Annotated in this window: 10 protein-coding genes; 4 read left to right on the top strand and 6 right to left on the bottom strand. The window is 72.8% G+C overall.

Annotated features, from left to right (window positions below):
• Positions 1-90: 90 nt before the first annotated feature.
• From ACFQ87_RS41650 to ACFQ87_RS41640, 3 genes are all read right to left on the bottom strand, one after another.
• Complete coding sequence (locus ACFQ87_RS41650; RefSeq protein ID WP_380616177.1) at positions 91-1314, bottom strand: serine hydrolase domain-containing protein; 1224 nt, start codon at positions 1312-1314, stop codon at positions 91-93.
• Positions 1315-1522: 208 nt separating this feature from the next.
• Positions 1523-2215 (bottom strand): hypothetical protein, encoded by a 693-nt coding sequence (locus tag ACFQ87_RS41645; RefSeq protein ID WP_380616176.1) that lies wholly within the window; start codon positions 2213-2215, stop codon positions 1523-1525.
• 99 nt (positions 2216-2314) lie between these two features.
• Positions 2315-3184 (bottom strand): SAM-dependent methyltransferase, encoded by an 870-nt coding sequence (locus ACFQ87_RS41640; protein WP_380616175.1) that lies wholly within the window; start codon positions 3182-3184, stop codon positions 2315-2317.
• 164 nt (positions 3185-3348) lie between these two features.
• Here ACFQ87_RS41640 and ACFQ87_RS41635 point away from each other — a divergent pair, with 164 nt between their 5' ends.
• Positions 3349-4185 carry a hypothetical protein gene (locus ACFQ87_RS41635; RefSeq protein WP_380616174.1) on the top strand — a complete coding sequence of 279 codons (837 nt, stop codon included), beginning with the start codon at positions 3349-3351 and terminating at the stop codon, positions 4183-4185.
• On the opposite strand, the gene ACFQ87_RS41630 is transcribed toward ACFQ87_RS41635, so the two are convergent.
• From ACFQ87_RS41630 to ACFQ87_RS41620, 3 genes are all read right to left on the bottom strand, one after another.
• A complete protein-coding gene (locus ACFQ87_RS41630; protein ID WP_380616173.1) occupies positions 4160-5038 on the bottom strand; it encodes an NAD-dependent protein deacetylase in 879 nt (292 codons plus the stop codon). The genes ACFQ87_RS41635 and ACFQ87_RS41630 overlap by 26 nt on opposite strands.
• A 166-nt stretch (positions 5039-5204) precedes the next feature.
• Entirely contained in the window at positions 5205-6074 is an 870-nt protein-coding gene (locus ACFQ87_RS41625) for a serine hydrolase (RefSeq protein WP_380616178.1), read from the bottom strand.
• Positions 6075-6241: 167 nt separating this feature from the next.
• Positions 6242-7189 (bottom strand): LysR family transcriptional regulator, encoded by a 948-nt coding sequence (locus tag ACFQ87_RS41620; RefSeq protein ID WP_380616172.1) that lies wholly within the window; start codon positions 7187-7189, stop codon positions 6242-6244.
• Positions 7190-7366: 177 nt separating this feature from the next.
• Between ACFQ87_RS41620 and bla the strand changes: the two genes are divergently transcribed.
• The 3 genes from bla to ACFQ87_RS41605 all read left to right on the top strand — a co-directional run bounded on the left by bla (position 7367) and on the right by ACFQ87_RS41605 (position 11038).
• Entirely contained in the window at positions 7367-8308 is a 942-nt protein-coding gene (bla, locus tag ACFQ87_RS41615) for a class A beta-lactamase (protein WP_380616171.1), read from the top strand.
• 36 nt (positions 8309-8344) lie between these two features.
• Entirely contained in the window at positions 8345-9385 is a 1041-nt protein-coding gene (locus ACFQ87_RS41610; RefSeq protein ID WP_380616170.1) for an MBL fold metallo-hydrolase, read from the top strand.
• Positions 9386-9556: 171 nt separating this feature from the next.
• The gene (locus tag ACFQ87_RS41605) at positions 9557-11038 is read left to right on the top strand and encodes a purine-cytosine permease family protein (RefSeq protein ID WP_380616169.1); all 1482 of its coding nucleotides are present in this window, start codon (positions 9557-9559) and stop codon (positions 11036-11038) included.
• Positions 11039-11180 lie beyond the last annotated feature (142 nt).

Raw genomic sequence — 11180 nt, 5'->3', positions numbered from 1 at the left:
TCCGCCGCTACATCATCTGGCGAAACCGCCATGCCGACGACCGGCGCCTACGCGCCATCGTCGACAGGGCGAACGTTGCCTGATGCGGCACTAGCGGGTGAGGCCGAAGGAGGTGACGAGCAGTCGGCCGGCGTACGGGGTCTCGGCGCCGAGGAGGCCGGTCGGGTTCACCGAGTAGACGACCTTGCGGCTCAGGTCGCGGGTGGCGAAGACGCCGCTGGTGTAGCCGGGGCGGGAGCCGGTCTTGCCCCAGGCGACCTGGCCGTCCTGCTCGATCCGCAGCAGGCCCATGCTCATGCAGGCGCGGGAGGAGGGGCCCTTGCCGCAGTCGTTGTTGTGGAAGTTCGGCACGTCGGGCACCGTGAACAGGTTCTCCTGGACGGAGGCCGGCAGCAGGCCGCCCTGGAACAGTGCGGTGATGAAGCGGTCCAGGTCGGGGGCGCTGGAGATCATGCCGCCCTCGGCCCACGGCCAGGGGCTCTGCTCGGTGACGTCGACGGTGCCGGAGCCCCCGAGCGAGAGGTACCCGTGCGCGGCCGGGTGCGGCAGCGCGGGGTCGTCCCCGTCGGGCGCCGAGGTCTGGTGCAGGCCGAGGGGCTGGATGATCCGGTGCCGCACCTCGTGCGCGAAGCTGTGCCCGGTGACGTCCTCGATGACCAGCCCGGCGAGGAAGGTGTTGATCCCGTTGTACTGCTGCGCGGTACCGGGCTGGAAGTTCATCGGCTGGCCCTCGATCTTGGCGACGACCTCCTGAGGCGTCCAACTGTCCAGCCGGTGGGCCTCGAACCAGGCGGCGGAGCCGTCGCCCCACATCTCCTCCGAGCCGGTGGGCAGACCGCTCGTGTGGTTGAGCAGCTGGCCCACCGTGACGGAGTCGTCGGGCAGCTGAACATCCGGCAGGTACTGCTGGGCCGGGTCGTCGAGGTTCAGGCGGTGCTCACCGACGAGTTGCAGGAGGACGGTCGTGGTGAAGACCTTGGAGATGCTGCCGATCCGGAACCGGCCGTCGGGGTCGACCGCCTGACCGGTCGCCGCGTCGCCCGTACCCGAGGTACCGGTGAAGCTCCCGGCGCTCCCGCTGACCCGGACGAACGCGCTGGTGACCTCGGCCGCCGGGCGCTGGTCGAGCGCCGCCCGGATCGCCGCGGGGTCCAGCGGCGGCAGCGGCGCGGCGGCCACCGCCGCGGTCGTGGCGGCGGCCGGAGCCGGGGCGGCGAAGGCGGGGGCGACGTCGACGCCGATCGTCACGGTGGCCAGCAGTGCCGCGCCGGCGACCAGGCGGGTCCAACGGGTGCGGTTCGCGCGGGAATTCATGAGGGACGTGCTCCAAGAGGACTGATGGATCGCGCCGACGGGCTTCGGCGCGCGATCACTGATCACTGATCAACTCGATCGCTGAGATCCTGTCAGAACTGTGTTCGACCCCGCCATCAGGGAAGATCCCCGTTCCGGCCCGTAGGTGGTCTCGGGGTTTCCCCGGAGACCACCCCTGACAGTCGGTCAGCCCGGCGGGCGATCCGGCTCAGCCCGACCAGACGGTGACCGTGGCGTCCACCCGGTAGTCCGACGGGGCGATGGCGTCGATCTTGATCAGGGCCGTGCGGCCGCCCGGACTCTTCAGGCAGACCAGCGATCCGACGCCTACGTGGACCGAGTCGCCCGGGTGGGTCACGGCCCAGTCGGAGCAGGCGGCACCGGACGGCGGTGCCTGGCCCGTCCAGACGCCGAACTGGTCGTGGTCCATCCGGATCTCCTCCCGCAGCACGGCGCTCGTCGCGGTGAACCCGGTCGCGTAGATGCCCTGCGGGAAGCCGGAGTCGCGTCCCGGCGGGGTCAGGTCGAAGTCGACCCCGCCGTCCATCGGGATGCCGACCTGCCCGCTCCAGGCCACGGTGAGCCCGGTCGGAGACGACGCGGGCGGGGTCGGCGCCGCCTGGGTGGCACCGGTCGGCACGGACGCCGCGGGCGCCGTCGTCGACACCGCGGTGGCGGCGGCGGGCGCCGCGGTCGAGGCCACGGCCGGCGGCGCGTCACCCTTCGGCCGGATCGCCGTCCCCAGGATGAGGGCGAGAAGCCCGACCGCGACCACGCCGACCCGGGCTCCCGTGGTCTGCGGGCCCGGCAGCTTGATCCCGGCGCCGCTCGCGGCCTCCTTCGCGAAGGCCACGACGAAGCAGAGCAGTCCGAACACCCACAACGTGATGGTCCCCGTCACGGTGCCGCCCCCGATGTCCCACGTGTCCCGATCCCGAACGCGCAGATGCTACAAGGAATCTGACTCGCCGGCAGGCCAATTCGGTTCGGGGAAAGCGCGCTACGGCTTGACGGCGACACCCGCGTAGAAGGACACCTGGGCGTCCGTGACGTCGGCCGGGAGCAGCCCGGCGGGGTCGTCGGTCTCCTCGGGGTGCCAGCGGTGGGCGGGGACGATACCGGGGTCGAGGAGGTCGAGGCCCTCGAAGAAGGTGGCGAACTCGGCCTTGGAGCGCAGCCGGAGGGACGTGCCGGCCTGGTTGTATATCTCCTCGACCTTGGTGGCGCCGGACGGGTCGAGTTCGGCGGTGGCGTGCGAGAGGACCAGGGCGGAGCCCGCCGGCAGCGGGTCGAGGAGGTGCTTGAGGATGGCGCGGGCGTCGGCGAGGTCGGGGACGAAGTGGAGCAGGGCCACCATCGAGAGGACCACGGGCTGGTCCAGGTCGAGGGTGCGGGCCACTTCGGGGGTGGCCAGGATCGCGGCCGGGTCGCTGACGTCGCCGTGGACGTACGCGGTGCGGCCCTGCGGGGTGCTGGTCATCAGGGCGCGGGAGTGGGCCAGGACGACGGGGTCGTTGTCGGCGTAGACCACGCGGGCCCGGGGCTCCACGGCCTGGGCGACCTCGTGGAGGTTCGGCGAGGTGGGGATGCCGGTGCCGATGTCCAGCCACTGGCGCAGGCCCCGCCGGGCCAGGGCCCGGGTGGCGCGGTGCATGAAGGTGCGGTTGGCGCGGACGGCGGTGCGCATGGTGGGGAAGACGGTCAGCACCCGCTCGGCGGCCTCGCGGTCGACGGCGAAGTTGTCCTTGCCGCCGAGGAAGTAGTCGTACATCCGGGCGCTGTGCGGGATGTCCTGGCGTATGTGCGGGACGACCGGTTCGCCGGACCGCCCCGGCTCGGCGGCCGTCATCCAGGTCTCGTCCGCGCTCATCCGCTGTCCCCTCATCTGTGATCACGTCAGGCCCGCCGCAGTCTAGCCAACTCACCGGTGGCCCACGGGCGGTCCAGTCGGACCGCCCGTCCAGCCGTCGATCGCGCTGCCGCCGAAAACGGGGGTAGTAGGCTGAGCAGGAAAGATGATCTTCAGGAGGCGACATGCCCGACACCAAGCCCCGCGTCCTGCTCGTCACCGACCTCGCCTACCAGGCCCGGGGCCGCCGGTACTGCGACGAGGACATCCGGCTCTCCGCCAGCCTGCGCGAGGACTTCGACCTCGCCCTCTGCCACCCCCTCGACGCCGCCGCGCTGATGGACGCCTTCGACGTGGTCCTCGTCCGCAACAGCGGCCCGGTGCTCAACTACCGCGCCGAGTACGAGGCCTTCCGCAGCCGCGCCCTCGACCGCGGCACCCGCGTCTACAACCAGCTGACCGGGCGCGCCGACATGGCCGGCAAGCAGTACCTGCTCGACCTGAGCGCCGCAGGGTACCCGGTCATCCCCACCGTCGACCGGGCCGAGGACCTCGCGCGCCTGCCCGTCGTCCCCGAGTACGTGGTCAAGCCGAAGCTCGGCGCCGACTCGATCGGCCTGCGGACCGTCCCCCGCGAGCAGCTCGACTCCGTCACCTACGACGAGGACGTCCTGGTCCAGCCGCTGATCCGCTTCGCGTACGAGGTCTCGTTCTATTTCGTCGACGACACCTTCCAGTACGCCCTCCACGCCCCCGACCCGGAGCAGCGCTGGCGCCTCGAACGGTACGAGCCCACCGCCGCCGACCTGGAGTTCGCCCACCGCTTCATCGCGTGGAACACCGTCGAGCACGGCATCCAGCGGGTCGACGCCTGCCGCACCCCCGAGGGCGACCTCCTCCTCGTCGAGTTGGAGGACCTCAACCCCTACCTGTCCCTGGACCTGGTCGACGAGGCCACCCGGGACCGGTTCACCGCCGCCCTCAGGGCCTCCCTGCTCAAGCTGGCGGCGAACCGGCCCTGACCCGCCGGGCCGCCTCGGTCAGCACCGCGCCCAGCGGCAGGCCGACCCGGGCGACGGCCAGGTCGTCGCCCCGGGTCGCGCCCTGGTTGACGATCGCGACCGGGGTGCCCGCACGCGCGGCGTGCCGGACGAAGCGCAGGCCCGACATGACCGTGAGCGAGGAGCCGAGCACCACCAACACCTGTGCCGCGTCGACGAGTTCGAAGCAGCGCTGGACCCGTGGCTTGGGTACGGCCTCGCCGAAGAAGACCACGTCCGGCTTGAGCACTCCACCGCACGCCGCGCAGGGGGCGACCCGGAACCCGTCCACCAGCTCCTGCGGCAGCTCGGCGTCGCCGTCGGGGTTGACCCGGGCCGATCCCGCGCGGAAGCCGGCGTTCAGCGCCTCCAGCCGCCCGTCCAGCTCCTCCCGCGAGCTGGTGCGCCGGCACTCCAGGCACACCACCCGGTGCAGCCCGCCGTGCAGTTCCACCGCCGCACGCGTACCGGCCGCCCGGTGCAGACCGTCCACGTTCTGGGTGATCACCGCCGCCACATGACCCGAGCGCCGCAGCTGCTCCACCGCGCGGTGCCCGGAATTCGGCTCGGCCCGGGCGATCGTGCGCCATCCGCCGTGGCTGCGTGCCCAGTACCGGCGCCGGGCCGCCTCTCCGCTCGTGAACTCCTGGTACGTCATCGGCGACCCGCGCCGCCGGCTGCCCGTCTCGCCCCGGTAGTCCGGGATGCCCGACTCCGTCGACAGCCCCGCACCGCTGAGCACCACGACGCCCCGCGCGGCCAGCAGCCGCACCAGCGCCTCCAGGCCGTCCGCATCGGCCGCCGTACCGCCGAGAGTCGTCGCGGGCACACCCATGCCGTCCAGCCTAGAACCCGCCGACGGGCCCGCGCGACGGCCGCCGGAGCCGGCTGATCACGACGGCAGGCGCTGCCGCGGCCCGCCGGGACCGGTCAGCGCTCGATCCCGCCGTCCGGCTCCCCCGCGGCCACGGGCAACCCGCTCACCTCACCGGGTTCCACGGTCAGCTGCGCTCGCCGTCCCTCCCGCTCGCCATGAGGCGCAGGGCGTCGACGGCGAGGCGGGCGGCGGTGCCGATGGCGGCGTCGGCGGTGGGGAGGGTGATGCTGGTGGCCGCGGCACGGGTGAAGACGGCCAGGGCGTAGCGGCCGCCGTCGGGGTACTCGACGACACCGACCTCGTGGCGCAGGGTGGGCAGGGTGCCGGTCTTGCCGTGGACGCGGACGTCGTCGAACGGGAAGCCGGAGGCCAGCCGGTGCGGCCAGACCTGGAGGCCGAGCAGGCGGCGCAGGGCGGCGCCGGGTTCGCCGGGGCAGGCGTCGCCGTGCCAGAGGGCGGCGAGCAGGGCGGTCATCTCGCGGGCGGTGCTGCGGTTGGTGAAGGCTGGGTCGAGGACCCTGAGCCGGGCGACGACGGCGGGGTCGACCGGGGAGTCCTGGCCGGTGTCCTCGGCGAGGGCGGCGAACAGGTCGCGGACCGTGTGGACGGCGACCGTACGGGTCAGGCCCAGCCCGGCCATCGTGCGGTTGACGGTGTCCAGGCCGATCTCGTCCCAGAGCACGTCCGCGGCGGCGTTGTCGCTGACCGCGACGGTCAGGTAGGCGAGGTCCCGCAGGGAGAGCCGGGCGGCGTCGAGCATGGCCGACAGGCCTGTACGTCCTGGGGTGCGGCCGGCGGCGGGGAGGTCCACCGGCCGGGTCAGGTCGATCCGTCCGGCTGCGGCCTCGCGGTACAGCGTGACCAGGAGGCAGAGCTTGTGGACGCTGGCGGTGCTGACCGGGGCGTCGGCGCCGAGGGCGAGCTCGGCGCCGGTGTCGAGGTCGCGGGCGTGCAGCAGGCCGCTGACGCCGGCTTCGGCGAAGGCCGCTGCGATGCGGGCGCGCGCGGCACGGGTGCCGGCGGGCTCCCGGCGGCCGCTCGTACGGTCGGCTGCGGGACGGTCACCGACCGCGGCACGGTCACCGACGGCGCCGCCGTCTCTCGGACGGTCGCCGCGGGCGCGGTCGCCGCCCGTGCGGTCGGCGCTCGTACGGTCGCTGGTCACAGCGGGAACTCCATTGCGGGCCGGGGGAAGAGCGGGCGATTGGGCGGCTGGGGCAGCAGGCCGCCGGGTTCGGTCAGCGCCCGGTGGGCGGCCTCGGAGAACAGGCGGACGGCGGGCCCGTCGCGCCCGGCCGGCCAGGCGGTGGAGGTGCGCCAGGTCAGCGGGGTGCCGGTGAGCGGACGCCAGACTGTACCCGGTGGCGCCACGGTGCGCGGCACCAGGGCGACGGCGCTTCCGGTGAGCACGAGCGCGCCCGCGACGTCCGGGCCGGGCGGGTCGACGACCGCCTCGGGGGTGCAGCCGTGCCGGGCCAGGGTGGTGAGCATCTCGTCGTACAGCGCCGGGGCCGTGGCACGGGGGAAGAGCACCAGGCGCCGCCCGGTCAGCTCCGCCGCGGCCAGGTCCGGGCGGTCGGCGTTCGGGCTGTCGGCGGCGAGCAGCACGCCCAGCGGCTGGTGCAGGACCGGTCCGAAGGCCAGTCCGGCGGCCGGGCAGGGGTGGCGGACGACCGCGACGTCCACCGTGTGCTGGGCGAGTTCGCGCACCGCGGCCGCGGCCGGCAGTTCCCTCAGCTCGAGCCGGGTGCCCGGGGAGGCGCTCTCGAAGCCGGTGAGCAGCGCGGCCAGGGCGGCCGGTCCGAGGTCGGGTGGTACGGCCGCACGAAGGGTGCCCGCCCGGCCGGTGCGCAGGTCGGCCGCGACGGCCAGCAGGCGGGCGGAGCACTCCAGCACCTCCTCCGCCTCGGCGAGCAGCAGCCGGCCCGCCGGGGTGAGCGCGACCCCGCGCGGGCCGCGGTCGAACAGGGTGACGCCGAGTTCGCGTTCCAGCCGCTGGATCCGCTGGGAGAGCGAGGGCTGGGCGATCCGCAGCCGCTCGGCGGCGCGACCGAAATGCCGCTCCTCGGCGACGACGCGGAAGTGGCGGAGATGTCCCAACAGGTCCATGAGCAGCAATCATAGGCATTTCGATATGGATCGCTTCACCATCATGGTCTTGGACCTGAGACCTGACGGCCTGTTTAGCTGAGGGCCACGGCGCGACCGACGCCGCCGGACCGCCCCGCGGCGCCGGTGACCGATCGTCCGACCACCTTCCCGTGCACCCGATCCTGGAGATCACCGATGACGTCCGCGTTCCGGCACCCCCGTACCGCGCTGCCCGCCGTCGCCCTGCTCGCGGCGGCCCTGACGGCCGGGTGCGGCCACGGCGGCACCGGTGCTCCGGCGGTGACCGCGACCCCCGCGGCCACCACCGCCGCCGCCGTCACCACCTCCCCCCGCCCAACCGACGGCGCCTTCAAGGAACTTGAGCAACACTTCGGCGCCCGACTCGGCGTGTACGCGGTGGACACCGGCAGCGGCCGGGAGGTCGCCTACCGCACCGACGAGCGCTTCGCGTTCGCGTCCACGATCAAGTCGCTCTCCGTCGGGGCCCTGCTGCGCAAGGCGAGCGACGAGGAGCTGGACAAGGTGGTCACCTACCGCCAGGAGGACGTCCTGAAGTGGGCGCCGATCACCTCCCAGCACGTGGCCACGGGCATGAAGGTGCGTGATCTGGCCGCCGCCGCCATCGAGTACAGCGACAACACCGCGGCCAACCTGGTCATGGCCGAGCTCGGCGGCCCGGAGGCCGTCCAGCGGACCCTGCGCGACCTCGGCGACCCGACCACCAACGTCGACCGCACCGAACCCACCCTCAACGAGGCGACACCGGGCGACCCCCGCGACACCAGCACACCCCGCGTCGTCGCCGCAGACCTGCGCCGCTACGTCCTCGGCGACGTTCTGCCGGAGGACCGGCGCCGGCTGCTGACCGACTGGCTGGTCGGCAACACGACCGGCGCCCCGTACATCCGCGCGGGCGTGCCCGCCGACTGGAAGATCGGCGACAAGACCGGCAACGCGGGCTACGGCACCCGCAACGACGTCGCCGTCGCCTGGCCCTCCGGCGGCCGCAGCCCGGTCGTCATCGTCGTCCTGTCCGACCGCGGCAAGCCCGATGCCACCTCCGACGACGCCCTGATCGCCGAGGCGACCAAGGCCGTCGTCACCGCCCTCGGCTGACCGCCACCCACGAGCGACCGGAGGAGCCCACCCGCCATGCCCCACCCGCCTCGCCGGCCCGACCCCGCCGCCGACCGCTTGTCCCGCCGCCGCCTGCTCACCGCCTCCGCCACCGGCGCCGCGACCCTCGCCGGCGCCACCGCCCTGACCGGCGCGGCTCCGCACCCGGCCGAGGCCTCCGCTGCGGCCGAGGCCCGCCCGTCGGGCCGCCGACGGCGCCGGCCCGGCCCGCCCGGCTCGGCCGGCGTGCGGCTGCGCTGGCTGGGCAACAACGGCTGGGAGATCACCTTCGGCGATCCCGCCCGGCCCACGACGATCCTGATCGACCCCTGGATCACCCGCTTCCGCACCGGGACGTACACCCCGAAGGGCGCCGACCCCGCCACCCCGCTCAGCGTCGACACCGCCCTCATCGACGGCCTCCGGCTACGCGCCGACCAGATCCTGGTGACCCACGGCCACTACGACCACCTGCCCGACATCCCGTACATCGCCACCCGCACCGGCGCGACCGTCCTGGGCACCGAGACCCACGCCAACCTGCTGACGGCGCTCGGCGCGCCCGGCGACCAGCTGTCGGTGGTGCACGGCGGCGAGTACCTGCAGTTCGACGGCTACACCATTCAGGTGATCAACTCCCTGCACTCGATGACCGGCCCCCGATCCAAGGTCCCCTTCCCCGGCACCCGCCCCGGCTCGCCGCCGCCCCGGCCGAAGGTCATCTCGGACCTCGTCGAAGGCGGCACGCTCGCCTACCTGATCACCATCGGCGACGAGCTGAGCATCCTCGACAGCGGCGGCGCCAACTACGACGCCCGCCATCTGGCCGGCCTCGCCCCGGACGTCCTCCTCGTCCAGCCCGGCGGAGCCTCCGTCCCGGACTACGTCCCCCGCCTCCTCGACGTCCTCGACCACCCCCCGTACGTCGTCCCCACCCACTGGGACGACTTCGACCAGCCGCTCACCGAACCCGCCCACGACTGGGGCGGCCTCCCCGCCCTCCAGGCCGCCGTCCACCGGTCCAGCCCCGAGGCCCGCTTCATCCGCCTCGACCACCTGGAGACCGTCACCTTCTGACCCGCTCCCCCGCCCCCGACCTCCTGCCAGTGCTAGCGAGCAACCACATCGATCGGGTCACATCTCGAACACAGTAGGATGACTCAACTTCCGCGCTACGCGCGAAGAGTTCCATAGATGTGCCATTTGCCCGATTTTTCTCCCCCGCTTCACACGCACGGAGCCACCCTCATGGACAACCTGTCCACCGCCGACAACGCCGACGGCGCGATAGAGACCCGCGGTATCGAACCCGTCCCCGACCATGAGCGCCGGGGCAGAGTCCGCGAGCTCTTCCCGACCTGGGTCGCGGCGAACATCAGCGTCCTGCTGCTCACCATGGGTGCCGCCCTGGTGGTGTTCAACCAGTTGAACTTCTGGCAGGTCCTGATCGTCGCGGCGTGCGCCGCGCTCGTCTCGTTCGGCATGGTCGGTGTGCTGTCGGTCTCCGGGAAGTGGGGCGGGGCGCCGGGCGCGACCCTCTCGCGGGCCACCTTCGGGGTGCGCGGGAACCTCTTCCCGGGCGCGATCCTCTGGATCGCCCGGTTCGGCTGGGAGACCATCAACGCGGTCACCGGCGCCTACGCCGTGCTGACCGTGCTCGACCTGCTGTTCGGCATCAAGAGCAACACCGCACTGATCGTGATCACGCTCTTCGCCTTCGTCGCCTGCACCTTCGTGGTCTCCGGCATGGGCCGGAAGGCGCTGAACGTCTGCAACACCTGGTCGACGTACCTGTTCGGCATCTTCAGCGTGCTGGTGCTGGGCTACCTGGTCGCGACCATGCACTGGAGCGAGGTCTTCGCCAAGCCCGCGGGCACCACCGCGATGATGATCGCCGGCATCGGGACCATCGCGGCCGGAGGCATCAGCTGGGTCCCCACCGGCCCGGACTTCGCCCGCTACCTGCCTCACAAGGCCTCCGGCAAGAAGATCGTCGGCGTGACGGTCTCCGGTGCCGCCATGGTGGTGGTGCCGATGGTGCTGATGGGCGCCGTCATGGCGGTCGCCTCCCCCGGCCTGGCCGAGGCGGCGGACCCGGTCTCCTTCCTCGGTGACCTGCTGCCGACCTGGCTGGCCGTGCCCTACCTGCTGACCGCGATCGTGGGCATGCTGCTGATCAACAGCCTCTCCATGTACTCGGCCGGCTTCACCGCGCAGACCATGGGCGTGAAGCTGCCCCGCGCGATGGCCGTCAGCATCAACGCCGTGATCTCGCTGGTCGGCGGCCTGCTGCTGATGCTGGTCGCCAAGAGCTTCCTGGGCTCCTTCATCACCTTCCTGATCCTGCTCGCCGTCTCCTTCTCGGCCTGGATCGGCGTCTACGCGGTGGACATGTACCGGCGCCGGTCGCGCGCGGTGCGCTACGACGCCGCCGCACTGATGGACACCAGCCGGAACAGCCGCTACTGGTACGCGGGGGGCTTCTGCTGGCAGGCGATGGTGGCCTGGGTGCTCGCACTGCTGATCGGGCTCGCCTTCACCAAGTGCGACTGGTTCGCCGGCCCGCTCTCCGACACTCCCGTCGGTAAGTACGGGCTCGCCTGGGCGGCGACCATCGTGATCTCCGGCGTGATCATGGCCGTACTCCCCGCGCCCCGGGAGAACACCTCTGCCACCGCCGAGCAGCCCGCCGACCTCCAGGCCGAGCGGACCGAACAGGTCACCGTCTGACCCGTCGGCCCGAAGCTCCGCACGCCCCGACGTCCCCGGACCGCCCGGTCTTCGTCGGCGACCTGGTGGACCGTGGCCCCGACACCCCGGGAGTGTTGCGCCTGGTGATGGGCATGGTGGCGGCCGGTCACGCGATCTGTGT

This window comes from Kitasatospora sp. NPDC056531, assembly GCF_042794375.1.
GTDB lineage: Bacteria > Actinomycetota > Actinomycetes > Streptomycetales > Streptomycetaceae > Kitasatospora.
The sequence above is the reverse complement of the archived record's forward strand: the minus strand, read 5'-3'. Positions and strand labels throughout refer to the sequence as shown.